Source organism: Sphingopyxis sp. BSN-002 (assembly GCF_022024275.1).
Lineage (GTDB): Bacteria > Pseudomonadota > Alphaproteobacteria > Sphingomonadales > Sphingomonadaceae > Sphingopyxis.
Genome location: NZ_CP091804.1, coordinates 42,685 through 68,173, shown reverse-complemented (window position 1 = coordinate 68,173; position 25,489 = coordinate 42,685). Strand labels below are relative to the sequence as shown.

Here is a 25,489-nt window from a genome sequence, read left to right as displayed (position 1 = left end):
CGGCCCTAGGTCACCCATTTTTGCTTGGCAAGCTGGGCCATATTCCTTCGAGGGGATTTGAACTTGAAATCGGCATGGATCATCCTTTCGGCGCTCGTCGTCGGCATGCTGCTCGGGATCGGGGTCGAGATGGTCTCGGTCGACTGGGGAACGGCCTCGCTCCCCTATATCGAGACCGTCGGCATCCTCTGGCTCAACGCGCTCAAGATGACGATCATTCCGCTGATCGTTGCGTTGCTGATCACGGGCATCACCGCGACCGCCGACGCGGCGCGCGCCGGCAAGCTCGCCGGGCGCGCCGTCGCGATCTTCATCGGCGCGAACATTCTCGCCGGGCTGATGACGTTGCTCGTGCTCCCCATGCTGCTCAGTGCCTTTCCGATGTCCGCCGCCGCGGCCGAGGGACTGCGCCACGGGCTTGGCGGCCCGACCGAGACCGTTCCGTCGCCAAGCTTCGCCGATTTCATCCTCGGCCTGATCCCGACCAACCCGATTTCGGCCGCGGCCAACACCTCGATCCTGCCGCTGATCGTCTTCACCACCATTTTCGCGTTCGCGATCGGCCGGATCGGCACAGCCGAGCGCGCGACGCTATCGGGCTTCTTCAAGGCGCTGGGCGACGCGATGCTCGTCGTGATCGGCTGGGTGCTCGCGCTCGCGCCGATCGGGGTCTTCGCCCTCGGCTATGCGCTTGCGGTCAAGGCGGGCGTCGCGGCGTTCGGCGGCCTTCTCCACTATGTGCTGATGCTCTCGGCGATCGGGGTCTGCACGATCATCCTCGGGCTGCTCCTTGCGACCTTCGTCGTCGGCGTCCCGCTGCCGCGCTTCGTCCGCGCGATGGTGCCGACCTTCGCGGTTGCGCTTAGCACGCAAAGCTCGCTCGCCAGCCTGCCCGCGATGCTCCGCGCCTCGGCCGATCTCGGCGTCGACCCGAAAAAGGCCGATATCGTCCTGCCGCTCGCGGTCGCGCTCTTCCGCTTCACCAGCCCAGCGATGAACCTTGCGGTCGTCGTCTATGTCGCCTGGCTGTTCAACATCGAACTCACGCCGTGGGAGATGGCGATCGGCCTTGCCGTCGCGCTCGCCGCCGCGCTCTCGTCGGTCAGCCTGCCCGGTTCGATCAGCTTCGTGACCTCGATCGCCCCGATCGCGGTGTCGATGGGCGTGCCGGTCGCACCGCTCGGCCTGCTCGTCGCGGTCGAGACCTTCCCCGATATCTTCCGCACCCTCGGCAATGTCGTCGGCGATGTCGCCGCGACGAAATACGCCGCCGATGGTATAGAGGACAACGCACCCCCTGCAGGAGAGACGCCATGAAATATCGCAAGCTCGGCCACGGCCTCGAAGTGTCCGCGATCGGCATCGGCTGCATGCCGATGATCAAGGGCGGCAACATCCTCTATGGCGAAGCCGCCGATCTCGATGAGTCCACCCGGACGATCCACCGCGCGATCGACCTTGGCGTCACCTTTTTCGACACCGCGCAAATCTATGGCCCGTTCACCAACGAGGAACTCGTCGGCGAGGCGATCAGGGGCAAACGCGACGGCCTCGTCATCGCGACCAAATTCGGCTTCAAGTTCGACGGCAACCAGATCGTCGGCGTCGATGGTTCGCCCGAAAATGCCCGCCGTTCGTGCGAAGGCTCGCTCCAGCGGCTCGGCATCGACACGATCGACCTTTTCTATCAGCACCGCGTCGACCCGTCGGTGCCGATCGAGGAAACCGTCGGCGGAATGATGGAGCTGGTGAAGGAGGGCAAGGTCCGCCACATCGCACTCTCCGAAGCCGGCCCCGAAACGATCCGCCGCGCCGCGAAAGCCGCGCCGATCACCGCGCTGCAGAGCGAATATTCGATCTGGGAACGCGATGTGGAGGAAGAAATCCTGACCGCGTGCCGCGAGAACGGCATCGGGTTTATCCCCTATTCGCCGCTGGGGCGCGGCTTCCTCGCCGGCACGATCCGCAGCCGCGACGAGCTGCCCGAGAATGACTGGCGCCGCAACGACCCGCGCTATTCGGAGGAGAACCTCCCCGCCAACCTCGCGATCGTCGATGCCATCGCCGGGGTCGCGGCAAAGCACGGCGTCTCGAACGCACAAGTCGCGCTCGCATGGCTGCTCGCGCAAGGCGACGATATCGTCCCGATCCCCGGCACCAAACGTCGCGTGACGATGGAGGACAGCGTCGGAGCGGCCGACGTGACGCTGACCACCGACGACCTTGCGGTTATCGACGCCGCCGCCCCGATGGGCGGCACCAGCGGACCGCGCTATGGAGAAATGGGCATGCGGATGGTGCGGTTGTAAGTCAGCTTCCCGGCCGGAGGCTGCCCTACCCTTTATCGTCACCCCGGACTTGATCCGGGGCCTGCCTTCTTGAAGGAATAGGCGGATCCCGGGTCAAGCCCGGGATGACGGAAGTGGGTACCGAACGGCAGCTTCCCACCCCGAAGCCGACCTCTCGCCTACTCCTTGCGGTCCAACCGCTCACACAGCTCGTCGACCTTCTCGCGCAGTTCGTGAAAGCGCAGCTGGTCCAGCTTCTCGTGCAGCCGCATGATCTCCAGTTCCGCCCGCAGGTTAATTTCGTAATCCAGCTTCTCGGTCAGCCGGTCCTTCGCCGCCTGCCGGTTCTGGCTCATCATGATCACCGGCGCCTGGATCGCCGCGAGCATCGACAGCATCAGGTTGAGGAAGATGAAGGGATAGGGGTCGAAGGTCAGCCCGAAATGGTCGAAGGTCTTCGAGTTGACGACCATCCACACGAACAGCACGACCGCAAAACCGATGATGAAGCCCCACGATCCGCCGACTGCGGCAACCCGGTCGGCCAGCCGGTCGCCGAAGCTCCCCTGCCCGATATCGTCGTCGTCATCGTCGTCGGGCGCGCGGCTCGTCGGCTGGCGTTCGGCGATCGCGCGGACGACGCGCTGTTCGGCTTCATCGAGCTGGTCATAGGCGCGGCCGAGCAGCCGCAGCGACAGGTCGGAGATTTTTTCTTCGTGGTTCATCCGCGCTCTATCCCACCCAGCGCCATATCCCCGCAACCATAAAGCCGAGCGCGCCATGTGCCCAGGTCGCGGCTAGCCAGAGGACGATCCCGCCGAACAGCGCATGCCCGCGCGGGATCGTGTCGCCCCATGGCGTGACACCCGCGACCTGTCGTCCGAAGGGCACGAAACTCGTCCGCGCGGCCCAGTGCCGCCAGCTATCGCCCATCAGCCGCGCCTTTTTCGCGTCCTGCCCCGCCGACCCGACGAGCGCGAGAAAGGCGATCGTCGCCGACAGGACGATCTGCCCCGGCGTCGGCATCACCAGTGCGTGCGCCAACGCCCACAGGGTAAAGCCCCACATCATCGGATGCCGTGTGATCGCGAAAACCCCGCGCGGCGCCGCCTGCGCGGCCGCGGCGGCGTTCGGCGCCGGCATTGCAGGATTGCCGATCAGCGACCCCATGAAGAGGATGCTTGCGAACAGCACGAGCAGCGTAGCGAGCATCCACAGCGGATCGTCGACGACCCACAGCGGCGGCTCGGGGGGCATCCCGCGCCACGCCTGCACGATCATGACGAAGGTCGCGATCGCGACGATCGAATAGACGATCATGAACCCGCGCTCACCGAGCCGCCCCGCAAGCCCGGGGCGCAGCGGATGCGACAAGGCAAGATGCGAGCCGACGAACAGCGCGCAAGTCGTGATCAAAAGCGACATGGGTTGCATTGGAGCCCTCTCCCTCTCCTTCCCCGTCGGCCGCTTTCGATCTCAGGCGCGGCCCTTACCTGTCATATGCCTTGGGCAGCGCCCCTTCGGTCGGCGTCAGATAGCGGTCGCGCAAGCGATCCTGCCGTGTGACGAGCGACTGGCGCTTGCCGTCGATCCAGACGGCCGTGGGGCGGCTGCCCAGCTCGAGCGGATCATTGTCCCAGATCACGACGTCACCGACGCGGCCCGCCTTCAGCGAACCGATCGCGGCGTCCATGCCGATCGCGCGCGCCGGAACGCTGGTGATCGCGGCGAACGCCTGATCCCACGTCAGCCCGCTGGCGCCCGGCAGCTTCGACAGGCCGACCAGATTGCCCGCATATTGCGTGGTATAGCCCATCTTGTGCGCATCGTCGTCGTCGAACACGCCGACCGAGATGTCGACCCCGGCGGCCTTCAGGCGCCCGGCGTTCGACTGGGTCGCGCCCAGCCGTTCGAAACTGTCGGGCAGGTCGCTCAGCGGCGAGACGAGCACCGGTACCTTTGCCGCGGCAATCTCGCGCGCGACCAGCCAACCCTCGGTCGCACCGACCAGCACGAGCTTCAGCCCCGGGAACTCGCCCTTCAGCTTCAGCACGTTCAGGATGTCGGCGGCCCGGTCGACGCGAACGAACAGCGGCGTCGTTCCGTCGATCACGCGCACCAGCGCTTCCGCATCGGCGCGCTGGATCATCGCATCATTGCCCCATTCGGCAAGCGACGCGGGGTTGCGGGCATAGCTGCGCGCCGCCAGCAATTGTTCGCGGAACAGCAGGAAGGTCGCGGCGCGGCTGCCGCCCGCCTTTGCCGAGCCATCCTCGCCGAACGCGACATATTGCAGCGCGCGCGGCTTGGTCACCATGTCCATGTCGTCGCCTAGGTCGACGACCGCGCCCTGCCCTGCGAACAGGTTGCTGCTGCTCCCCGGCGCGACGATCGCGCGCGTTACGCCCGCGGCGCGGTTGACCGCGATCGGCGAGCCCATCGGATTGAGCGCGGGCGCGATGTCGAGACCCGCCGAGAAGCGCGACCGGTTGGCCGAACGGTCGTTGGTGCCGTCGACGGCGTCGACCTCGACCAGCCCGACGCGGCTGAACGCGGCGACGATACCCGGCGTCACATATTTGCCCTGCGCATCGACGCGCTCGATTCCGGCGGGCACGGCGACCCCGGCGCCCGCAGCCACCACCTTGCCGCCGCGCACGACGACGGTGCCGCCTTCGATCGGCGCGCTGCCATCGCCGATGACGAGCTTCGCGTTGGTGATTGCGACGTCCTGCGCCGCGACGGGAAGCGCGACCAGTGCGGCCGCCGACAGAAGGAGCGCGCGCATCATTTCACGTCTCCTTCGCCCGGCTGGCCCAGCTCGAAGTCGGTCACCGGCCGCCGTTTCGGATCATTGGCGTCGAACATCAGCGCGCCGTCGATCCAGACCTTGTCGGGCCGCGTATAGACGCTGAACGGGTTGCCGTTCCACAGCACGACGTCGGCCATCTTGCCGGGCTTGAGGCTGCCGATCTTGTCCTGCAGGCCGATCGCCTTCGCCGGGTTGATCCCCAGCCAGGTCCATGCCTGTTCGTCGCTGATCTGCATCCCCATGCGGCGGCCGGCAGCAAGCGCCTTGGCGGCTTCCTGATTGAGGCGCTGGATCTGGTTCGCGTCATCCGAATGGACGATCGTGCACGCGCCTTCCTTGTACATCAGCGCGATATTCTCGGGCACGCTGTCATAGGCTTCCATCTTGAAGCCCCACCAGTCGGCCCACATCGCGGCGCAAATGCCTTCCTTCTTCAAGAGGTCGGCGATCTTGTACGCCTCGACCGCGTGGTGGAAGGCCGAAACCTTGTACCCGAACTCGTGGCTCATATCGATGACCTGCGCCATTTCGTCGGCGCGGTAGCAATGGTTCTGGATCAGGATTTCGCCCGACAACACGCCCGCGAGCGTCTCCATCGCCAGGTCGCGGTCGACGGGTTTGCCCTCGTCGAGTTTCTTCTTGTACGCCGCGGCCTTCGCCCAGGTCTGGCGGTCGACCGCCATATTGCCCATGCGGGTCGAGGGCATCCGCCCCTTGCTGCCGTAAACGCGCTTTGGATTCTCGCCGCACGCCATCTTCAGCCCATAGGGCGCGCCGGGGAACTTCATCCCCTGCACCGTGCGCGCGGGCACATTCTTGAGCACGACCGAACGGCCGCCCATCAGGTTCGCGCTGCCCGGCAGGATCTCGAGCGTCGTGACGCCGCCATTGGCCAGCGCGCGCGTGAAGCCGGGGTCCTGCGGCCAGACGCTATGTTCGGCCCATACCTCGGCGGTCACCGGGCCCGTCGCCTCGTTGCCGTCCGAATTGGCCTCGACGCTCGGGCTCGCATAGTCGCCGAGGTGGCTGTGGATGTCGATCACACCCGGCGTCAGATATTTGCCGGTGCCGTCATAGACGTCGGCGTCGGTCGGCAATTCCATGTCGGGGCCGCCGATACGATCGACCTTGCCGCTCGACAACACGATCGAGCCATTGTCGATGCGCCCGCCCTCGCCGTCGAATATGGTGACATTCTTCACCACCGTCAGCCGCGTCGGATATCCCTTGTACGTCGACGGATAGGGATCCTTGTCGAACTTCACCGGCTTGTCGGCCGAGGCGGTTGCCGCGGGCTTGTCGCCCGCCGACTTCGGTGCCTCCCCGGTGGAAGCGCAGGCGGCGAGCGCGAGCAGCGGCAATGCCGCAATCGAAAGACGCATGTCGGGACCCCTTATTTTACGCCGTGCATCAGATATTTGAGCGGCCACGCCAGCAGCAGCAGGACGCCGCCGATCAGGATCGAGATCAGCCCGATCGTCTGGAAGACCCCGATATAGGTGTCGAGGCTGACCTTCAGGTTCGTCACCTGCCCACCGACCGTCTCGACGCTCGCGAACTGCGCGACGATCCCCGCGACATATTGCGCGGTCGCGATCGAGAGGAACCACACGCCCATCATCAGGCCGACGATGCGCGCGATCGACAATTTGGTGATCATCGACAGCCCGACCGGCGAAATGCAAAGCTCGGCGATCGAGTGGATCAGATACAGGCCCGCGAGCCAGACCAGACCGACCTGCGCGCGGCTGTCGGCGAACTGCGATCCCCAGACGAGGAAAAGGAAGCCTGCGCCGACGCCCATCAGCGCGATGCCGAACTTGACCGGGATGTTGGGTTCGAGCCCGCGCGCCGCGAGCGCGTTCCACAGCATGCTGAACAGCGGCGCGAGCAGAACGATGAACAGCGCGTTGAAGATCTGCGTCTGCCCCGCGGGCATGACATAGACGCGCTCGCTGCCGAAGCCGTTCATACGCGCGATGTGCATGCCGATCATCGCGGCGACCACAACCACGATCCACGCGATCCCCATCGTGCGCTTCACGGCCGCGTCTTCTCCATTCGAGAAGAACCACCAGGCGAGCCACGCGACCCCGCCGAACACCGCGGCAAAGAAGAGATAATAGGTATAGGGCATCGCGCGGAACATCGCGAAGAGCGGCTGGGTCCAGCCGATCTCGAGCATCGTGTTGCGCTCGGCGAACAGCGTGAGCGACGATCCCGCCTGTTCGAACAGCGTCCAGAAAACGACGTTGAAGACGATAAGGACCATCGCCGCGAGCATCATCTGGAATTCGGTGCGGCTGCCCTTGAAATACGCCCAGGCCAGAATGCCGGGGATCGCGAGGATGAAGGTACCGAACATGACTTTGCCCATAATCGGCAGCGTCGAAAGATAGCCGATCAGGCCGGTGCCGGCCTCGGGCTTCACATAGCCCATCAGGTTCGAGAAGAGGAAATAGACCAGCGGGATCGCAAGCAGTGCGCCGCCATAGATATACCAGTCCTTGCTGGCATCGGCGCCCTCGGGACGCTCGCCATAGCCCTTGAGCCGCCCGCCATCGAACTGGAAGAGCAGCCACGAGCAGGTCATGCCGATCGCGGCGAGGCCGAAGCCCGCCCACCAGCCGACCGCCTCGGCGAGGATCGGGCAGAAGAATTGCGAGATCAGCGAACCGAGGTTGATCCCCATGTAGAAGATGGTGAAGCCCGCGTCGCGGCGGCGGTCGCCGTCCTCGTAGAGCGTGCCGACAATCGTCGAGATATTGGGCTTGAAAAAGCCGTTGCCGATCGTGACGAGCGCCAGACCGACGAGCAGGATCGCGACGAACATCGGCGAGCGCTCGGCATCCGACTTGAAGTTCGCGGCCTCGACCTTGCGCGCTTCGCTGCCGTCGGGCGCGAGCAGCGAAACCGACTTGTCTTCGTTGCCGCGGATTTCGAGCTTCTGCCCGTCGACCGTGACGAAGCGGGCCTCGCCGCCGCCATCGGCTTTCGCCTCGATCGTGACGTCATAACGCTGCGCGTCGATCGTCGCGAAGGGCTTCGCCGTATCGCCGCCGAAACAGAGGGTGAAGTAACCGAGCGCCATCAGGATCGCGCCGAATTTCACCGATCGCTTCGACCCCAGATAGCGGTCGGCGATCAGCCCGCCGATCAGCGGGGTCAGGTAAACGAGCGCGGTGAAACCGCCATAGACGCCGGCCGTCGTGGTATCACTGAACAGGAAGTGGTTCGCGAGATACAGCGTCAGGATCGCGCGCATCCCGTAATAGCCGAAGCGTTCCCACATCTCGGTGGTGAACAGGCGCTTCAGCTGGCGCGGGTGGCCGAACCAGCCATTATGGTCGCCCGGATGGATCATGGTGACGTCGGCAGGCGGCGCCCCCGGCTCCAGCGACGCATTCTGGTCCACTTCATTCGTCATTCGTCGGGCTCCCCGGTATATTTTGATTGCGGGGGCGCCGTTCCGCCAAGCGGACTCCCCACCCCCTTTTTGAATTGATCGCGCAACCTAGCGCGAAAATTGCGCAAGGGAAGAATCTAATTGCGCGTGAAACCATGTCGCCCCGCTAGGAAAATTTATTGCGAATCGTTCGCAACACTTGCGCAAACGGGTCAAGGCGCCCAAATGGCCGTCATGTTCAACGACACCAGCTCGCTCCGCTCGCATCTCGCCACCCGCCGCTCGGGCAAGGCGCGCGACATGATCGCCCCCGGCCCCGATGCCGCCCAGCTCAAGGACATCATCGGCCTCGCGCTGCGCACCCCCGATCATGGCAAGCTCGCGCCGTGGCGGATCGTCACGATCGCCGACGACCAGCGCGATGCCTTCGCGAAGCTGCTCAAGGACGCGTGGGTGGCCGAAAATCCGGGCGCTGCGGGCATGGACCTGTCGGCGCTCGACCAGTTCGCGCATCAGGCCCCTTCGCTTGTCGTGCTGATTTCGACCCCGGTAGCGGGCGTAAAGATCCCTGTGTGGGAACAGCAGATGTCGGCCGGCGCGGTCGGCATGAACCTGCTCCACGCCGCGCATGCGCACGGATTCGTCGGCAGCTGGCTGACCGGCTGGGCCGCCTATAGCCCTGATGTTGCAAAGGCTTTCGGAGTCGGCGACGGCGACGCCATCGTCGGCTACTTCTTCTTCGGCACCCCGGCCGCCGACCTCTCGGAACGCCCGCGGCCCGAATATGACGACACCGTCAACGCGTGGGACATTTAATTACATCAACCGCTCAAATTTTCTAATTTTCGCGATTTGACTGTGCTGCTGTCTTATGGCATTAAGGCGGCATGCTCGATCAGTCCAAACCCGTGTACCAGCGTCTGCGCGACGTCATCGCCAACGCCATCCTCGACGGCAGCTTCCGCGACGGCGACATGCTCCCGTCGGTGCGCTCGCTCGCAGCCGAGGAAGGCGCAAACCCGCTGACCGTCGCCAAGGCTTACCAGACCTTTCAGGACGAAGGTCTCGTGACGGTGAAGCGCGGCGTCGGCATGTTCGTCGCCGAAGGCGCGACCGACCGGCTGCGCGAGCTGATGCGGCAGGACTTCCTTGCCAACGTCTGGCCGCCGGTGGCGCAGCAGATGCGCCGCATCGGGCTCGATGCACGGACGCTGCTCGACCTCACCGACGCCTGATCAACGCCCGATCTGCGCGGCCTTGTCGCGTAAATCTTCGGCCGCCTGCCTGTCGCCCTGCTTTTCGAGCAGGTCGGCATAGAAGAGCATGATCTCCGAATTCAGCGGTTGCAGCCGATAGGCGAGCGCGATCAGCGGCCGCGCCCGTTTGTCGTCGCCCTTCGCCGCCCAGGCCCGCGCGAGTTCGCGCAGCACCACGACGTCGCGGTTGCCGATCCGTTGCCGTACACGCTCGAAATGCTCGATCGCCTGATCCCAATGTTCGATATCCATCGCAAGGTGCCCGGCGAGCCGGTCGGCCGCGATGCTCGATGGCTGGCTGTCGCGCAGCGCGAGGATCGCAGCGCCCGATCCCGCCGAATCGCCCGAGGCGAACAGCGCATTGGCCAGCCGCAGGGTCGTGCGCTCGCCGGCGTCGAGGTCGCGCGCGGCACGGAACGACTGGATCGCCAGATCGTAGCGCCCGCCCGCCATCGCCGCATCGCCGAGCAGGATATGCGCGTCGGCAACCCCGCGGTTCGCGTCGCGCAGCCGGGTCGCGCGCGCGATCGCGCTCGCATAATTGCCCGCCGCGATGTCCGCCGACATCGCCGGAATCGCCTTGGCCGGATTGAGCGGTTCGGCATCGGCGCCCATCGCGAGCAGGCCATAACTGTTGCTCGCGGCGAAAGGCGCAGCATCGCCGCGGTTCAGTGACGCCGCGCGGGCGAGGAACCCCGCCGAGGCATCGCGGTCCCCCGTCTCGGCGGCGACCCGCGCTGCAAGCAGCAACGACCAGCTGTCCGCGTCGGCGCGGTCCACGATCGGCGCCAGTACCTCGGCCGCGCCATCGGCGTCGCCGTCGGCCCAGTCGGAAACCGCCAGGATACGGCGCGCGGTGAAATTGTCCGGCTGTTCGGCAAGCAGCCGGTCCGCCCACGTCGCCGCCACGGCCTGCCCGCCAAGTTCGAGTTCGACGACGGCGCTCAGCAGCATGAACCCGGGATCGTCGTCCAGTTCGCCGCGCGTCCGCTGGAGCAGGCTCCGGGCGAGCGCATAATTGCCGGCGCGCGCGGCGAGCACGGCCTGCAGATAATAGATACGCGGATTGCTCGGGACCAGCGCGGCGGCGTGGCGCAGCGAAACCAGCATATCGGTATAGCGGCCAAGGTCGCCGAAGGTCGCGGCCTGCTCGATCAGTGCTCCGGCGTTGTCCGGATCTGCGGCGAGTGCCTTCTCGTACCATTCCAGCGAGGCGGTCAGCCCCTGCTGCGTGCGGACGATATTCGCCTTGTACGCCAGCGCGGCGCTGTTGTTCCTGTCGAGCTCGATCGCGAAATCGACCGCGTCGCGTGCGCCGAGCGTGTCGGCATTGGCGTCGCGAAAGCGCGCGACGTCGACCCACAGCATCGATTCGCGCGGTAGCTCCTGGACCGCCCGGTCATAGGCATCGCGCGCCGCGTCGAGATCGCCGTTATCGAGATGGACGTCGCCGGCAACCCACGCCGCCTCGCCTATCATGTCGGGCGCGATGGGCCCGCTGTCGAGCGCCTCGAACGCGCGGCCGCCGTCGCCCTGCAGCGCGTAGGCGCGCGCGAGCAGCGGGCGCAGATAATCGCCCTTGCCTCCGGCGGCGAGCGCCGCCCGTACCGTTGCCTCGGCGCCGACACCGTCGCCAAGCCTGATCTGCACCCGGGCCAGCTTGACGCGCGCCGCGATTTCGTCCGGGTTGTTCGCGATCGCCGCCTGCAGTTCGGCCATCTGCTGCCGCCACCCGTCACGCGGGTTTGCAGGGCGCGGCCCGTCACAACCGGCCAGCGCCGCTGCCGCGATCAGCGCGGCAAGCAGAGGCCGTGCTTTGCCCATTCAGGCGTGCATCCGATACTGCTTGAGCAGGTCGTAGAGCGTCGGGCGGCTGATCCCCAGCAGCTTCGCCGCGAGCGAGATATTGCCCTCGCTCTGTGTCATTGCGCGGCGGATCGCAACGCGGTCGGCCGCCTCGCGTGCGCTGCGCAGATTCAGATAATCCTCGCCCGCCTCGCTCTCGTTTGCCGCCAGATCGAGGTCGCCCGACATGACGAGCTTGCCGTCGGCCATGATCACGGCCCGCTTGATCCGGTTCTCCAGCTCGCGGACATTGCCGGGCCAGCGTCCCTCGTCGATCGCCTGCAACGCGTCGGGCGCGAAGCCGCGAACCGCAGGGTTCATCGTCGGCGCATATTGATGGAGGAAATGCCGCGCGAGCAGCACGGCATCGCCCGGCCGTTCGGCGAGCGCCGGGATCCTCACGACCATCTCGGCCAGCCGGTAATACAGGTCGTCGCGAAAGCTCTGCTCCACGATCATCGCGTCGAGGTCGCGATGCGTCGCGCAGACGATGCGCGTGTCGACGGCGATCGGCTTGCGGCCGCCGATCCGCTCGATCGTACGCTCCTGCAGAAAGCGCAACAGCTTGACCTGCAGCGGCAGCGGGATGTCGCCGACCTCGTCTAGGAACAGCGTGCCGCCATGCGCCAGCTCGATCTTGCCCTCGGTCGTCTTCACCGCACCTGTGAAAGCGCCCTTCTCGTGCCCGAACAACTCGCTTTCGAGCAGATTCTCGGGGATCGCGGCGCAGTTGATCGCGACGAACGCGCCGTCGCGCCGCCCGCTCGCCTCGTGCAGCCCGCGCGCGAGCAGCTCCTTGCCCGTCCCGCTGGCGCCAAGCAGCATGACCGAAACGTCGAGGTTCGCGACACGCTCGATCGTGCGCGCAACCTTCAGCATTTCGGGCGCGCCGGTGATCATCCCGCCGAGGACACGGTTGTCGCTGCTGCCCTGTTCGGCGAGCCGGCTGTTCTCGACCTCCAGCTCGCGGACGTGAAACGCGCGGCGGACGATCAGCCCCAACTCGTCGATGTCGATGGGCTTCTGATAGAAGTCCCATGCGCCGCTGGCGATCGCCGCCAGCGCACTGGCGCGTTCGCCATGGCCCGAAACGACGATGACCTTGGTGTCGGGTTTCGCCTCGAGGATCGACTTCAGCACGCGAAAACCCTCGCGCGTCCCGTCGGGATCGGGCGGCAGGCCCAGGTCGAGCGTCACCACCGCAGGCTCCTCGGCGCGCAGCATCTCGATCGCACTGTCGTGGTCGCCCGCGATCAGCACCTCATAGCCGTCATACGCCCATTTCAGTTGCGCCTGCAGGCCGGGATCGTCCTCGACGACCAGCAGCTTGCGCATTTCGGCCCCGCCGCTCATCTGTTCGCCACCTTCATGATCCGGTTGTCGGCCGCGCCGTCCGCATGCGCATCGGCAAGCGGCAGCCACAGCGTGAAATTGCTGCCCTTGCCGGGTTCGCTCGCCACCTCGATCGACCCGCCCATCGCCTGCGCGAGTTGCAGCGCCTCGAAGGCGCCCAGTCCGAAGCCGCCGTCCTTCGTCGAAACGAACGGTTTGAACAGCTCGTCCCGGATGAAGGCGCGCGTCATGCCGCTTCCCTGATCGATTACGTCGATCCGCGCGCGTCCATGCTCGGCAACGGCGATCACCTGCACCGCGGTGTCGCCGGGCGAAGCGTCGATGGCGTTGGCGACCAGATGCTGGACGATCTGCCGGATCGATCCGGCATCGCCCCACGCCGCCAGCCCCGCCTGACACCCGACAAACAGCGCGCGGCGCGCTTTCGCCTCGGCCGCGATCGCATTCAGCACGGGCTCGACCAGCGTCCGTTCGGCCTCGGCCGCCCTGCCCCGCTCGCGCGGCGACAGGCGGACGAGCAGGTCCGACAGGCGACCCGACGAAATTTTCAGCGTCTCGACCATGTCGGCGCGGAACGCCGGCTTGTCGGCATGGCGTTCGGCGTTGCTGGCAAGCAGGCTGAGCTGGCTCGCCAGATTCTTGATGTCGTGCATGATGAAGGCGAAGCGGCGATTGAACTCGTCGAAGCGCTTGGCTTCGGACAGCGCCGCCTGGCTCTGCGATTCGGCCAGATAGCTCGCCGCCTGCTGCCCCGCGATGCGCAGCACGTCGAGGTCTTCCCAGTCCAGCGCACGCGATACCGGCGGACGATGCAGGACGACCACCGCGATCATCCGGTGAAAGTGCAGGACGGGCACGACAACCCATGCGCGCGCATCAGCGAGCAGCCAGTCGGGGATCGCCAGATCCTGCTCGTCGGCCGGTCGCCCGCGCCGTTCGGCATCCAGATCGACGATGTGGCGCGTCTCCTGAAGCATGAAGGACGACCGCAGCGACAGCGTCGCCTCCTCGTCGCCGATCCCCGCCGGCCAGTGCCATTGCTCCGCGACGCGGAACGCGCCGAGGGCGTCGGGCAGCATCAGCAGCGCGCCCGGACTGCCGGTCAGTTCGGCGAGCGCCTTGGCGACGCGGCGGTGAAGGTTGCGGTCGTCTTCGCCGTCTCCCTGCGCAAGCGTCGCGGTGAAACGCATCCACTCGGCGCGGTAATCGTACCGGTGCTCGAAGAAATGCTTCGAGATCATCACCGACAGCCAGGCGCGCGCGCGCGCCGACAGCAGCAGCAACCCGCCGCACCCGAGCGCGAAGATCAGGAACGTGCCCTGCGCCAGTTCGCCATAATCGCCGCCGATCAGCCGCGCGACCGCGCCGACGAGCCCGATCAGCACCAGATAGGTGGCGGCGCCGATCAGGATCAGCGTCCGCATCGCGGCGGTGCGCGACAGACGGATCCGCTCGCGCCCGACATCCATCGCGGCAACGACGAAGGTCGGGAGGATCAGCAGCGCGACGCCGGGGAGCAGATGGATCAGGGTCGAGGCCGGCTTGTCGGTCAGCGCGCCGATCAGCTGTACATTGAGCTCATAGGCCCAGAGCATCGCAAAGCCGCCCGCGACCGCCATCACCGGCATCCGCAAACCCGCGCTCGCGCGCCGGACGGCTCCATCGACGAGCAGCAGCCCGCCGGTCGCGACGATCATCGCCGAAATGGTGAGCGCCGATCCCAGCCATTCGGCCGCGCCGGCGCCGCGCTCCCAGTGCGCCGCGCCGCCGATCAGAAGCATCGCCGCGCTGATCGTGACTAGCAGCCGCAGGATCAGCCGCAGCGGACGCGACATCGGCGCCGCCGGCGACCAGAAGGTCGCGCGCAGCCAGCCCAGCATCGCCAGATCGCGCAGCGCCTGCACCGCCAGCGCCTGCGACGATCCGGGTGCCCAGACATAGAGCGCCGCGCACCAGATCGCCGTGCCGGCGGCGGCCGCCGCCAGCCATCGCGGCGCCGGCATCAGCGCAACCATCCGCGCCCGCGGCCGCGCGAGCAGCCACAGGCCGACCCCCGCAAACGCGACGAGCGCGAGCGCCGAGAGAATTTCGGACAGGCCGGCGAGCGCCACGGTCAGCGCGCTCCCTCCGGCCACAGCACCACCCGCACCGTCTGGAGCAGGATCAGCAGGTCCAGGAAGGGCGAATAATTCTTGGCATAGTAGAGATCATATTCGAGCTTCGCGCGCGCATCCTCGACCGACGCGCCATAGGGATAGTTGATCTGCGCCCAGCCGGTCAGCCCGGGCTTCACCATATGCCGCTCGGCATAATAGGGCAGCTGCTGCTCCAGTTCCTCGACGAAGCTCGGCCGTTCGGGACGCGGGCCGACGAAGCTCATATGGCCTTTCAGCACGCACCAGAGCTGCGGCAGTTCGTCGACGCGCAGCTTGCGGATGATGTTGCCGACCCGGGTGATGCGGGGGTCGTTCTCGCTCGCCCAGATCGCCTTGCCCGCCGCCTCCGCATCGGTCCGCATCGAACGGATCTTCACGATCTCGTACGGCTCGCCGTAAAGGCCGACGCGCGATTGGCGGTAAAAGACGGGGCCCTTGCTGTCGAGCTTCACCGCGATCGCGGCGATGATCACCAGCGGCAACCCGATGACGAGCACCGCGACGCTGGCGAGGATATCGAACACGCGCTTCGCGACGCGCGATATCCGCTGCCCGGCGGAAAAGCCGTCGGAAAAGATCAGCGCGCTGGGGTTCGTCGTCGCCAAGTCGACGCGCCCGGTCTCGCGCTCGATGAAGCTCGCGATATCGTTGACATGGACCCCGGTCGTCTTGACGCGCAGCAGGTCGTTCAGCGGCAGCGAGTTGCGCCGCTCCTCCATCGCCAGCACCACCTCGCCCGCGCCCAGCGCGACAACATGGTCGGACAGGTTTGGGATCTGCTCGCGCGGGACCGCATCTTTCATGGTCTTTTCGCTGCCCGACATCGCGACGAAGCCGGCGACCGCGATCCCGCTTCCGGGCGTATCGGCCAGCGCCTGCAGCCGCGCCGCGCGCGATCCGGCGCCCAGCACCAGAATGCGCCGCTTGAACGCTTCGGCGCCCGCGGTCTGGGTCAGGATCAGGCGGATGACGAACAGCGCCGCGATCGCAAGCACCATCGCATAGAGGCTGTTGACGCGCCACAGCGTCGCGGTCGGCAACAGGAAGCCGATGATCGACAGGAAGATGACGCCCAGCGAGATCGCAGCGAGCAGGCGCGCGGTCGCGAACTTCATCGACCGCAGCGCCTCGTTCCCGTACATTCCCGTCGCCATCATCGCGAGCGAATTGGATACGGCAAAGGTCGTCAGCGGCAGCCAGCGCGCGCCGAGGGTACCGGCGTCGAATCCGGCAAAGCTGGCGTAGATGTGCCACGCCGCCTCCGCCGAACCGAGCAGCGCGAGAAACTCGATCAGCGCCAGCCAAACCACTGCGTGGGGGACATAATGTTTGAACAGTCGGAACATCTGAACGTCTGGCCCTTTCGGGGGTTGATCCTAGCGGGGAGGCGTCAACTGTCGGTTAATTTTACACTCACTTATTGCCCCTATTGGGGGGATGACCGGCATCCAGCAAGGCGATAGACCAGACCCATGAGCGCGACGATCCAACCCGTCATCCTGTGCGGAGGCGCCGGAACCCGGCTGTGGCCGGAATCGCGGGGCACGCGCGCGAAACAGTTCCTGCCGCTGCACGGCGGCGAAAGCCTGTTTCGGCAGACCGTGCGGCGAACGCCTGCAGGCGCGCAGTTCACCCCGCCGCTCGTCGTCTGCGGCGACGCGCATGTGGCGGCGGTTCTCGACCAGATGGAAGGACGCGACGTCAGCCTGCTGGTCGAGCCGATGCCGCGCAACACCGCCGCCGCGATCGCGCTCGCCGTCGCGCGCGCCGACGCCGGCATGCTGCTGCTCGTGATGCCCAGCGATCATGTCATCGCCGACGTTCCGGCCTTTCACGCCGCGATCGCCAGGGGAGCGATCCTCGCGCAGCAGGACTGGCTCGTCACCTTCGGCATCGCCCCCGACCGCCCCGACACCGGCTTCGGCTATATCGCGAGCGGCGACCCCCTCGAGGGCGGCTTCGCGGTCGACCGTTTCGTCGAGAAGCCCCCTCTCGATGCGGCGGAGCGCATGCTCGCCGCCGGCGGCTACAGCTGGAACGCGGGGATATTTCTCTTCCGCGCCGGCCGGATGCGCGACGCGATGCTCGAACATTGCCGCGACATCTTCGAGGCGGCCGAGCGCGCCGTCGCAGCGGGCATGCACGATGGCGAGGCCTTTTATGCCGACGCCCCCGCGTTCGAGCACGCGCCGTCGGACTCGATCGACTATGCCGTCATGGAAAAAGATGATCGCGTCGCGGTCGTCCCCGTGGCGATGGGCTGGTCCGACCTTGGCAGCTGGCACACTGTCCATGCGCTCGCCGAGGGCAAGGACGGCGACGACAACGCCCTTTCCGGCGACGTCTTCGTCCACGACAGCCGCGGCAACCTGATCCGCGCCGGCGGCAAGCGCGTCTCGATCATCGGGATGGAGGATGTCGCAGTGATCGTCGACGGGGACGATATCCTCGTGATGCCGCTCACCCGCTGTCAGGATGTCCGCGCGGCGGCAAAGGCCCGCGAATAGCCGCCTTTCCCGCTTGACCCTGTAGTCGCTACAGGGTGTAGCCGCTCCCGCATCGATCCTCGAAACGGGAGATTTCCGATGCTTTCCACCCTTCCCCTCGCGCTTTTCGCGCTCGTCGTCTTCGCCACCCTGCTGCGCGGCCGCTCGGTCCGGACCCGGTCGGGAACGAGCGCGTGGGCCTTTGCCGATGCGCGCGGCATCCAGCGCCTGTCGGGTGTCGCCTTCGCCCTGTCGTCCGCGGCCCTCGGCGTCGCAGCCGCCCTGCTGGCACTGGGCCATATCGCGCCCGCGTTTCCCTTGGGCGGCACCCTCGTCGTCGCCATCGGCGCGGCGATCGTGATCGTTGCGCAGGTCCAGATGGGCAACGCCTGGCGCGTCGGCGTGCGCGACGGCGATGCGTCGCTGTTCGTCACCGCCGGATTGTTCCGCTTCAGCCGCAACCCGATCTTCGTCGGCATGATCCTGATGGCGCTCGGCATCGCACTCGCCGCCGACACTCTCTGGTGCTGGGCCGCTGCCGCGGCTTTCGCCATCGCGTACCACATCCAGGCGCGGATCGAGGAAGCGCATCTGTCGCGCGAATTCGGTCCGGCCTATGACGATTTCCGGCGGCGCGTACCCCGCTGGCTGCTCGTCTGAAAATCAGAGCCGCGCGATCTCGACCCGGTCGCGCCCGCCCTGCTTCGCCTGATACAGCGCCCGGTCGCACGCGGCGAGCAGGTCGAGCGGGGCGACGTCGGCCAGTTCGGACGCGATGACGCAGCCACAGCTGACCGTCAGATGCGGCGCGACCGGCGACAGCGGGTGCGGAATGCGCAGCGCGCCCAGCTCCTCTGCGATCCGCTGCAGGATCGGCTCGGGCTCGTCGACGCCGGGGAGCAACAGCAGGAATTCCTCGCCACCATAACGCGCCGCAAGATCATAGGGGCGCCGCGTCACCGACTGCAGGATGCCGGCCAGCGCCTTCAGTGCCGCATCGCCGCGCACATGCCCTTCACCGTCGTTATAGAGCTTGAAATGATCGACATCGATCATCGCGAGCGACAGCGGTTCGCCGGTGCGCGTTGCGTGCAGGCACGCCTTCACCAGCTCGTCGTCGAGCCGGCGGCGGTTGGCGAGCCCGGTCAGCGGATCCTCCAATGCCCTTTGCTCGAGGCTCTGCTCGGCAAGGCGCGATTCGGTTACATCGACGACAAAACCCACCGCCCGCGCCGGCTTTCCCTCGCCGTCCTCGACCAGCCGCGCCGACGACCGGACCCAGCGCATGGAACCGTCCGGCCGGAAGATGCGAAAGAGCATTCCATAGTCGCGCTCCTCGGCGGCCAGACGCGCCACGGTCAGGTCGACTTCGGTCACTTCGGCGGCGTCGTCGGGATGAACGAATTCGCGAAACTCGGCGATCCGTCGCACCCGCTCGGCGGGATCGCGGCCCATGATCCGGTACCATTGGTCGTCGCAATCGAGCACATCGTTCGCAATGTCATAGTCCCAGATGCCCAGCCCGCCGACGCGCGCCGCCATCGACAGCCGGTCATTCGCCTCTCTCAGCGCGACATCGCCCTCGCTGACGTCGCGTGCCAGCCCGAAGAACAGCTTGCGGCCGTCGATCGCCTGACATGTCAGGCTGATCTCTACCGGAAAGCTCGACCCGTCCTTGCGAACGGCAATTTCGCGAAAGCGCGTCGCCATCCCCACCGGCGTGTCGGCCCAGCGCTTCGCATTCGCGGCCCGATCGGCGCCGCGCGAGATGTCGCTTATCGACAGCCCCAGCAATTCCTCGCGCGAATAGCCGAGATCGGCGCACGACTGCGCGTTCACGTCCAGAAACCGGCCGCTTTCGTCATGGACGAAAAAGCCGTCGGGCACAGTTTCCAACAGGGTGCGAAAGGCGTCGGTGTTGATGGTCGTCACGCGGGCTCACTCGGTTGAATATCCCCGCCTATTTGCAGAATTTTGCGCGCGCGGCGAGTCCTATGCCGCGACATCCGCCGCCATGATCTCCAGCCGCATCATGGGCCAGTCCGGAAAGCGCCAGAAGGTCGGGCTGTCGCGGCCGACGATGCGGGGATTTTCCGCCGACGGCGCGATCGCGCGATCGAAGGGTTCGCATTCGCCCAGCGTCTCGCAGTCGAAGAAGACGCGCACCACGACATCCTCATAGGCTTCGCCGTCGCTGCCCATCACGATACCCAGCTCGCCCGTCGACAGGCGGACGAGCGTACCGACCGGATAGATGCCCAGGCTATCGGCGAAGCGATCGAGCAGCGCCGCGTCGAAATGCCCTTCCCAGCTTTTCATCTCGGTCAGCGCCTCGCACGGCGTCCACGGGCTCTTGTACGGCCGGTCGGAGGTCACCGCGTCATAGACGTCGCAGATCGCGCCCATCCGCGCGAACAGCGACAGCGCTTCGCCGCGCAGACCGTCGGGATAGCCGCCGCCGTCGATCTTCTCGTGATGGCGCAGACAGACCTCCAAAGCCGCCTCGGGTACGCCCGACGAATTTTCGAGGAGGGCATGACCGGCAAGCGGATGCGCGCGCACCGAATGCCATTCGACGTCCGACAGGCCGCCCTTCTTGTTCAGCACGTCGTCGGCGATCGCGACCTTGCCAAGATCGTGGAGCAGCCCGGCCACGCCCAGGTCCTGGACCACCGGCTCCTCCAGCCCCAGATGGCGGCCGAAATTCATCATCAGCGCGCAGACCGCGACCGAGTGGAGATAGGTATATTCGTCCTTGTTCTTCAGGCGGACGAGATTGATCAGCGCGCGGGCGTCGCGTTCGATCGAATTGCCGATCGCCCGCGCCAGCGGCACCATCCGCCGTGCCTCGACCGCCCGGCCGAGGCGCGCGGTCTCGAACATGGTGGCGACCGCGTCGCGCGACCGGTCGATCGCCGGCCGCGCGCGGCTGCGCTCGCCCTTGTAGCCCGGCCGGACGCGCGGCTCGTCGCGCGGCGGCCCCGACGGCTTCCCGAAACTGACCGGCTCGCGGCGGCGTACCGGGGGCGCGTCCGTTCGAGGCGAAGGCTCGCCCGCGCCCGGCTCCGCTGCGGCGGATTTCGCGGGATCCTCGCCGGGGGTCGGGCGGCTGCGGCTCCGGTCGATGACCAGCCCCTCGATCGCCGAACTGCGGATGCGCAGCAACTGCTCGGCCGTCTCGACCCGGAAATGCTTCGTCCAGAACGGGTGATCGAACCACGACCCTTCAAAGGCGTGGATGAACATGCCGATCTCGACATCCTCCGGTTTGATCCGAACCAGCATTCCTCAAAACGGTCCCAAAAATCCGACAGCGCCCACCGCCATCGTCAAACTACGGCATTTGAACGCGATTCTTAAATGGGCGCGATGCCAGTTTGCGACCGGTTGCGGACAATTGACGGCCTCGCTAGCCTTCTCAAATGGAAATACCCTCCCAACCATTGCCTTGGCTGGTCGCCGCGGTCGTCACGGCGATTATCGCCATCTTCTTTTGGCTGTCTGGATCGGCCGTCGTCGTCGATGAAACAGGCGGCGTTGAGAGCGCAGTGGTGACGGACGGTCATGGGCGGGAACAGGCGCTCCATAAGCTTTGGAACGGCAGATTTTACGCCATGCCCAACGTCGAGGGATCGATTGAAGTCGGATGCTCAAATGGGGTTCGCAAGCGATCGGGTTACGTCACACGCCACTGGCATACGAAGATAAGGGTGGACGGAGATACACCCTGCGCACGACTGGTTGATGTCGGCTAACCACCCCGTTTCAGCCGCGCAGTTCCGGTCTTGCAATGATGACAGGAGACGACCGGTTGCGGCCGTCACGAAATATTGCAATCACTCGAACATGCGTTGGCCATACCCACGAACGCCGGAACTGGGCAAAGGACTGCCCACCACTTACAAGGAAGGTGAGAGGGAGTTTGATAGGCGGGTAAAATTGCAGTTCCCGATTGGTAGCAGCGAAGATGATCTAATCTCTCAGGTTGCCTCTGAGGGATTTCGGCTACATCGGGGTAGCGGGCCTGTTCGTTCGGCGACACTCACGCGAGGGCTAATCATCAAGACGCTCTGGTCAGTTCGCTGGCGCTCCAAAGATGGTCAAATTGAAGATGTCTGGGGCGTTTTTGGGGCCATTGCGCCATGATAGCGTAGGTCGGCTCTCCACCCCAAAGACGCCTTCAGCGATACCCTCTAATCCCCCGCAAAATCGAACGCGCTCACACCGCGCTCGCCCTCGCGGAACCGCAGCGGACGGCCCAGCGGCGGCGTGGAGCGCTGGATGCAGCCGCTGCGCGTGCAGCGGCGGCAGCCAAGGCCGATCGGGGTTGAGGGCGAGCGCATCAGGTCGAGACCGCGTGCCGCGACCAGCGGCGCCGCAACCTTGGCATCGACGCCGACACAGACGGCAAAGCGTGCGGGCGTGCCGCTGCCCGTCGCACCCGGAGCCGCGACGCTGCGCGACTGGGTGAACCAGCGCGAGCCGTCTTCCAGTTCGACCAGATCGGCGACCACTTCGCCGGGGCGTGCGAAGGCCTCGTGGATACCCCACAGGGGGCAGCGCGCGTCGCCGTCGACCAGCGGCGACTGGCTCGCCCCGGCGTAGCGCTTGCTCCCCTGCCCCGCGCGGTCCACGCGCAGCATGAAGAAGGGCAGCCCGCGCGCGCCGACGCGCTGCAACGTCGTCAGCCGGTGCGCGACCTGCTCATAGCCCGCGCCGAAGCGCCGCTGGAGCAACAGCAGGTCGTATCCCGTCGCATCGCAGGCGCGCAGGAAGCGGCCGTACGGCATCATCAGCGCCGCCGCGAAATAATGGATCAGATGCCGCTCGAACATCCGCGCCGCCGCCGCCTCGGCGAATTCGGCGCCGGCGACGAGCGCGTCGATCTCGGCCTTCGCCTCGATCTGGGCCAGCGTCGCCGCGGCCTGAAAGGTACGCGAGGCCGGGCGCAGCAGCTCGTTCAGCATCAACTGCCGCGCATGCCAGTCGAGCCAGCGCAGCCGATCGGGCATCACATCCGAGGGCAGGATACGGATGCCGAGCTGGTGCCGCGTGCGGAGCCTCTCTGATATCGTCCCATAGAGGTCGCCTCCCGCAAGCCGCAGCTCGTCGGCGAGTTCCTCGGCGCGGGCATCGAGATCGGGAAAATGGTTGCGCCATTTTTCGATCGCGCGGCGCACCGCGGCAACTTCGGGCGCATCGCCTTCGCCTTCCGCGCGGCCCTCGGGTGCCGCATCGAACAGCCGGGCGAAGGCGGCGGCCGTCGCGGGCGCCGTCTGCAGCCACTCCTCGACCTCGTGCGCACCGATCCCCAGATCGGCGAAGCGCGGATCGGCGAGCCGCCGCCGCAGGCCCGCGAGCCCGCCCGGCAGCTCCTCCGCGCCCAGCTTCGCCGCGTCGAAGCCGAAACGCTCGGCCAGCCGCACGATCACCGTTGCGGACAATGGCCGCTGGCCATGCTCGATCAGGTTGAGATAGCTCGGCGAGATATCGAGCGCCTCGGCCATCGCCGCCTGCGTCATCGCCGCCTCGCGCCGCACCTTGCGCACCGCCGGCCCCGCAAACACCCGCCGCTCCGCCATGGATTGTAACTTTCTTTACTGATTTACACGCTGATTTACACCTTATCGGCATATTTCACAAATATTATTGACAAAGCTTTTCACTTTGTGCGGCACCTTCGCCAACATCCACCCATCACCTCCTCACAAGGATACGACGATGGGTTATCAGGAAGACATGGCACAGGCAGGTCGCCTCATCCGCGACTATGACGGCACGTGGGACGGCATCAGCGGCGAAAGCATCGCCCGCATGCGCGCCCAGAACAAGTTCCGTACCGGCCTCGACGTCGCCCGCTACACCGCACGGATCATGCGCGCCGACATGGCCGCCTATGACGCCGACCCCGCGAATTACACCCAGTCGCTCGGCTGCTGGCACGGCTTCATCGCGCAGCAGAAGATGATCTCGATCAAGAAGCATTTCGGCACGGTGAAGGGCCGCTACATCTACCTCTCGGGCTGGATGATCGCCGCGCTGCGCAGCGAATTCGGCCCTCTGCCCGACCAGTCGATGCACGAAAAGACCAGCGTTCCCGCGCTGATCGAGGAAATCTACACCTTCCTGCGTCAGGCCGACGCCCGCGAACTCGGCATGCTGTTCCGCGACCTCGACGCCGCACGCGCCGAGGGCGACGAGCTCAAGGCCAAGCAGATCCAGTCGGCGATCGACAATCATGAAACGCATGTCGTGCCGATCATCGCCGACATCGACGCGGGCTTCGGCAATGCCGAGGCGACCTATCTGCTCGCCAAGAAGATGATCGAGGCCGGCGCCTGCGCGCTCCAGATCGAGAACCAGGTCTCGGATGAAAAGCAGTGCGGCCATCAGGACGGCAAGGTCACCGTGCCGCACGAGGATTTCATCGCGAAGATCCGCGCCTGCCGCTACGCCTTCATGGAACTCGGCGTCGAGGACGGCATCATCGTGACGCGCACCGACAGCCTCGGCGCGGGCCTGACCAAGCAGATCGCCTTCTCGAAACAGCCCGGCGACCTTGGCGACCAGTATAACAGCTTCCTCGACTGCGAAGAGGTCGAAGGCGCGGGCAACCCCGGCGACGTCCTGATCAACCGCGACGGCAAGCTGATGCGCCCGAAGCGCCTGCCCTCGAACCTTTATCAGTTCCGTTCAGGAACCGGCGAAGACCGCTGCGTGATGGACTGCATCGCCAGCCTTCAGAACGGCGCCGACCTCCTCTGGATCGAGACCGAAAAGCCGCATATCGAACAGATCGCCGGCATGGTCGACCGCATCCGCGAAGTCGTCCCCAACGCGAAGCTCGCGTACAATAATTCGCCCAGCTTCAACTGGACGTTGAACTTCCGCCAACAGGTGTTCGACGCGTGGAGCGCCGAGGGCAAGGACGTCGGCGCCTATGACCGCGCCAAGCTGATGAGCGCCGACTATGACGCAACGCCGCTGGGTGAAGAGGCCGACAACCGTATCCGCACCTTCCAGCGCGACGCGGCGAAGCGGGCGGGTATCTTCCACCACCTGATCACGCTGCCGACCTATCACACCGCGGCGCTGTCGACCGACAATCTCGCCAAGGAATATTTCGGCGACGAAGCGATGCTCGGCTACGTCAAGGGCGTCCAGCGTGCCGAGATCCGTCAGGGCATCGCCTGCGTGAAGCACCAGAACATGTCGGGCAGCGACATCGGTGACGACCACAAGGAATATTTCGCCGGCGAAGCGGCCCTGAAGGCCGCGGGCAAGGACAATACGATGAACCAGTTCGCCGCCTGATACGAGTTCGGCGCGAGGGGCCCGTTGCACCCCCTCGCGTCACCCTTCTTGGCGCGGGGCCCTTGCGACCTAAGCCCCGCGCCTCCCGAGCTTTCCTGGGGAGGAAAGCCTGTCCGTCGGAAGCCGAAAGGCCTCCGGCGGACATTTTTACTGGGCGCGGGGCAAGGAAAGCTGTGTTTATGACAACGTTTTCCACTTGCCCGCCAAGGGCGGAATGTGCATCTTGCTGCAACGCACAAAATCCTCCCCAAGGTAATTTCAATGGACGAAACACGGTTGAAGGTGATGGAAGCCATCGCGCGCCGTCGGCGGGTCACCGCCCAGTATAACGGCACGCGCATGACGCTGGCCCCGCACCAGATGTTCGAACGCCACGGTTCGCTGTTCATCAGCGCGCTCAATCTCGACAAGGCCTGGCGCTCCGACGACGAACGCCGGCTCGGTCATTTCAAGCTCGACGGGCTTGGCGCCGCGCAGGTCGAGGACGAAGAGTTCGAGCCCCTGCCCTCGTTCGAGGCCGCGGCTCCGCGCGACGACGATGTCCTGCTGATGGCGGTGTAAGAGGCGGGCGTT

General features: G+C 66.1%; 21 protein-coding genes. 9 read left to right on the top strand and 12 right to left on the bottom strand.

Going from position 1 to position 25,489, the window contains the following annotated elements:
• Positions 1-63: 63 nt before the first annotated feature.
• Together L7H23_RS00300 and L7H23_RS00295 are read left to right on the top strand one after the other, a co-directional pair.
• Positions 64-1,317, top strand: coding sequence for a cation:dicarboxylase symporter family transporter (locus L7H23_RS00300; RefSeq protein WP_237837382.1), 1,254 nt, complete (start codon positions 64-66; stop codon positions 1,315-1,317).
• A complete protein-coding gene (locus tag L7H23_RS00295; RefSeq protein WP_237837381.1) occupies positions 1,314-2,309 on the top strand; it encodes an aldo/keto reductase in 996 nt (331 codons plus the stop codon). The genes L7H23_RS00300 and L7H23_RS00295 overlap by 4 nt, the downstream gene beginning before the upstream one ends.
• Positions 2,310-2,467: 158 nt before the next feature.
• Here the strand turns inward: L7H23_RS00295 and L7H23_RS00290 are convergent, their stop codons facing one another.
• From L7H23_RS00290 to L7H23_RS00270, 5 genes are all read right to left on the bottom strand, one after another.
• The gene (locus L7H23_RS00290; RefSeq protein WP_237837380.1) at positions 2,468-3,013 is read right to left on the bottom strand and encodes a DUF1003 domain-containing protein; all 546 of its coding nucleotides are present in this window, start codon (positions 3,011-3,013) and stop codon (positions 2,468-2,470) included.
• Between the two features lie 7 nt (positions 3,014-3,020).
• Entirely contained in the window at positions 3,021-3,713 is a 693-nt protein-coding gene (locus L7H23_RS00285; RefSeq protein ID WP_345790414.1) for an NnrU family protein, read from the bottom strand.
• Positions 3,714-3,777: 64 nt separating this feature from the next.
• Positions 3,778-5,079 (bottom strand): amidohydrolase family protein, encoded by a 1,302-nt coding sequence (locus L7H23_RS00280; protein ID WP_237837378.1) that lies wholly within the window; start codon positions 5,077-5,079, stop codon positions 3,778-3,780.
• Positions 5,076-6,482, bottom strand: coding sequence for an amidohydrolase (locus L7H23_RS00275; RefSeq protein WP_237837377.1), 1,407 nt, complete (start codon positions 6,480-6,482; stop codon positions 5,076-5,078). The genes L7H23_RS00280 and L7H23_RS00275 overlap by 4 nt, the downstream gene beginning before the upstream one ends.
• Before the next feature lie 11 nt (positions 6,483-6,493).
• The gene (locus tag L7H23_RS00270) at positions 6,494-8,464 is read right to left on the bottom strand and encodes a peptide MFS transporter (RefSeq protein ID WP_237839293.1); all 1,971 of its coding nucleotides are present in this window, start codon (positions 8,462-8,464) and stop codon (positions 6,494-6,496) included.
• 276 nt (positions 8,465-8,740) lie between these two features.
• On the opposite strand from L7H23_RS00270, the gene L7H23_RS00265 reads away from it, so the two are divergent.
• Positions 8,741-9,322 (top strand): nitroreductase, encoded by a 582-nt coding sequence (locus tag L7H23_RS00265; protein WP_237839292.1) that lies wholly within the window; start codon positions 8,741-8,743, stop codon positions 9,320-9,322.
• A 71-nt stretch (positions 9,323-9,393) separates the two neighbouring features.
• Positions 9,394-9,741, top strand: coding sequence for a GntR family transcriptional regulator (locus L7H23_RS00260; protein ID WP_237837376.1), 348 nt, complete (start codon positions 9,394-9,396; stop codon positions 9,739-9,741).
• Here L7H23_RS00260 and L7H23_RS00255 read toward each other — a convergent pair whose 3' ends face one another.
• From L7H23_RS00255 to L7H23_RS00240, 4 genes are read right to left on the bottom strand one after another with little or no spacing between them, the layout of a single operon-like run.
• On the bottom strand, positions 9,742-11,586 hold the full coding sequence (locus L7H23_RS00255; protein ID WP_237837375.1) for a tetratricopeptide repeat protein: 1,845 nt from the start codon (positions 11,584-11,586) through the stop codon (positions 9,742-9,744). It lies immediately after the preceding gene.
• Positions 11,587-12,960, bottom strand: a complete 1,374-nt coding sequence (gene prsR / locus L7H23_RS00250; RefSeq protein ID WP_237837374.1) for a PEP-CTERM-box response regulator transcription factor — start codon at positions 12,958-12,960, stop codon at positions 11,587-11,589.
• On the bottom strand, positions 12,957-15,095 hold the full coding sequence (gene prsK / locus L7H23_RS00245; protein WP_237837373.1) for an XrtA/PEP-CTERM system histidine kinase PrsK: 2,139 nt from the start codon (positions 15,093-15,095) through the stop codon (positions 12,957-12,959). Before prsK ends, prsR begins: the two co-directional genes overlap by 4 nt.
• Entirely contained in the window at positions 15,074-16,462 is a 1,389-nt protein-coding gene (locus L7H23_RS00240; protein ID WP_237837372.1) for a TIGR03013 family XrtA/PEP-CTERM system glycosyltransferase, read from the bottom strand. The genes prsK and L7H23_RS00240 overlap by 22 nt, the downstream gene beginning before the upstream one ends.
• 126 nt (positions 16,463-16,588) lie before the next feature.
• Here L7H23_RS00240 and L7H23_RS00235 point away from each other — a divergent pair, with 126 nt between their 5' ends.
• On the top strand, positions 16,589-17,623 hold the full coding sequence (locus tag L7H23_RS00235; protein WP_237837371.1) for a sugar phosphate nucleotidyltransferase: 1,035 nt from the start codon (positions 16,589-16,591) through the stop codon (positions 17,621-17,623).
• Positions 17,624-17,701: 78 nt separating this feature from the next.
• A complete protein-coding gene (locus L7H23_RS00230; protein WP_237837370.1) occupies positions 17,702-18,262 on the top strand; it encodes an isoprenylcysteine carboxylmethyltransferase family protein in 561 nt (186 codons plus the stop codon).
• Between the two features lie 3 nt (positions 18,263-18,265).
• Here the strand turns inward: L7H23_RS00230 and L7H23_RS00225 are convergent, their stop codons facing one another.
• Both L7H23_RS00225 and L7H23_RS00220 read right to left on the bottom strand, forming a co-directional pair.
• Positions 18,266-19,534: a sensor domain-containing diguanylate cyclase gene (locus tag L7H23_RS00225; RefSeq protein WP_237837369.1), complete on the bottom strand. Its 1,269-nt coding sequence runs from the start codon at positions 19,532-19,534 to the stop codon at positions 18,266-18,268.
• A gap of 60 nt (positions 19,535-19,594) precedes the next feature.
• The gene (locus tag L7H23_RS00220) at positions 19,595-20,887 is read right to left on the bottom strand and encodes an HD-GYP domain-containing protein (protein WP_237837368.1); all 1,293 of its coding nucleotides are present in this window, start codon (positions 20,885-20,887) and stop codon (positions 19,595-19,597) included.
• Positions 20,888-21,024: 137 nt separating this feature from the next.
• Here L7H23_RS00220 and L7H23_RS00215 point away from each other — a divergent pair, with 137 nt between their 5' ends.
• Positions 21,025-21,357: a hypothetical protein gene (locus L7H23_RS00215; protein ID WP_237837367.1), complete on the top strand. Its 333-nt coding sequence runs from the start codon at positions 21,025-21,027 to the stop codon at positions 21,355-21,357.
• Positions 21,358-21,795: 438 nt separating this feature from the next.
• On the opposite strand, the gene L7H23_RS00210 is transcribed toward L7H23_RS00215, so the two are convergent.
• Positions 21,796-23,184 carry a short-chain fatty acyl-CoA regulator family protein gene (locus L7H23_RS00210; RefSeq protein ID WP_237837366.1) on the bottom strand — a complete coding sequence of 463 codons (1,389 nt, stop codon included), beginning with the start codon at positions 23,182-23,184 and terminating at the stop codon, positions 21,796-21,798.
• A 139-nt stretch (positions 23,185-23,323) separates the two neighbouring features.
• On the opposite strand from L7H23_RS00210, the gene L7H23_RS00205 reads away from it, so the two are divergent.
• Together L7H23_RS00205 and L7H23_RS00200 are read left to right on the top strand one after the other, a co-directional pair.
• Positions 23,324-24,916 carry an isocitrate lyase gene (locus L7H23_RS00205; protein ID WP_237837365.1) on the top strand — a complete coding sequence of 531 codons (1,593 nt, stop codon included), beginning with the start codon at positions 23,324-23,326 and terminating at the stop codon, positions 24,914-24,916.
• 261 nt (positions 24,917-25,177) lie between these two features.
• Entirely contained in the window at positions 25,178-25,477 is a 300-nt protein-coding gene (locus tag L7H23_RS00200) for a WYL domain-containing protein (protein WP_237837364.1), read from the top strand.
• Positions 25,478-25,489 lie beyond the last annotated feature (12 nt).

Coding starts and splice junctions, on each gene's coding strand:
- L7H23_RS00295 (WP_237837381.1), top strand. CDS start 1,314: ATGAAATATCGCAAGCTCGGCCACGGCCTCGAAGTGTCCGCGATCGGC.
- L7H23_RS00290 (WP_237837380.1), bottom strand. CDS start 3,013: ATGAACCACGAAGAAAAAATCTCCGACCTGTCGCTGCGGCTGCTCGGC.
- L7H23_RS00285 (WP_345790414.1), bottom strand. CDS start 3,713: ATGTCGCTTTTGATCACGACTTGCGCGCTGTTCGTCGGCTCGCATCTT.
- L7H23_RS00280 (WP_237837378.1), bottom strand. CDS start 5,079: ATGATGCGCGCGCTCCTTCTGTCGGCGGCCGCACTGGTCGCGCTTCCC.
- L7H23_RS00275 (WP_237837377.1), bottom strand. CDS start 6,482: ATGCGTCTTTCGATTGCGGCATTGCCGCTGCTCGCGCTCGCCGCCTGC.
- L7H23_RS00270 (WP_237839293.1), bottom strand. CDS start 8,464: ATGATCCATCCGGGCGACCATAATGGCTGGTTCGGCCACCCGCGCCAG.
- L7H23_RS00265 (WP_237839292.1), top strand. CDS start 8,741: ATGTTCAACGACACCAGCTCGCTCCGCTCGCATCTCGCCACCCGCCGC.
- L7H23_RS00260 (WP_237837376.1), top strand. CDS start 9,394: ATGCTCGATCAGTCCAAACCCGTGTACCAGCGTCTGCGCGACGTCATC.
- L7H23_RS00255 (WP_237837375.1), bottom strand. CDS start 11,586: ATGGGCAAAGCACGGCCTCTGCTTGCCGCGCTGATCGCGGCAGCGGCG.
- prsR (WP_237837374.1), bottom strand. CDS start 12,960: ATGAGCGGCGGGGCCGAAATGCGCAAGCTGCTGGTCGTCGAGGACGAT.
- L7H23_RS00240 (WP_237837372.1), bottom strand. CDS start 16,462: ATGTTCCGACTGTTCAAACATTATGTCCCCCACGCAGTGGTTTGGCTG.
- L7H23_RS00235 (WP_237837371.1), top strand. CDS start 16,589: ATGAGCGCGACGATCCAACCCGTCATCCTGTGCGGAGGCGCCGGAACC.
- L7H23_RS00230 (WP_237837370.1), top strand. CDS start 17,702: ATGCTTTCCACCCTTCCCCTCGCGCTTTTCGCGCTCGTCGTCTTCGCC.
- L7H23_RS00220 (WP_237837368.1), bottom strand. CDS start 20,887: ATGCTGGTTCGGATCAAACCGGAGGATGTCGAGATCGGCATGTTCATC.
- L7H23_RS00215 (WP_237837367.1), top strand. CDS start 21,025: ATGGAAATACCCTCCCAACCATTGCCTTGGCTGGTCGCCGCGGTCGTC.
- L7H23_RS00210 (WP_237837366.1), bottom strand. CDS start 23,184: ATGGCGGAGCGGCGGGTGTTTGCGGGGCCGGCGGTGCGCAAGGTGCGG.
- L7H23_RS00205 (WP_237837365.1), top strand. CDS start 23,324: ATGGGTTATCAGGAAGACATGGCACAGGCAGGTCGCCTCATCCGCGAC.
- L7H23_RS00200 (WP_237837364.1), top strand. CDS start 25,178: ATGGACGAAACACGGTTGAAGGTGATGGAAGCCATCGCGCGCCGTCGG.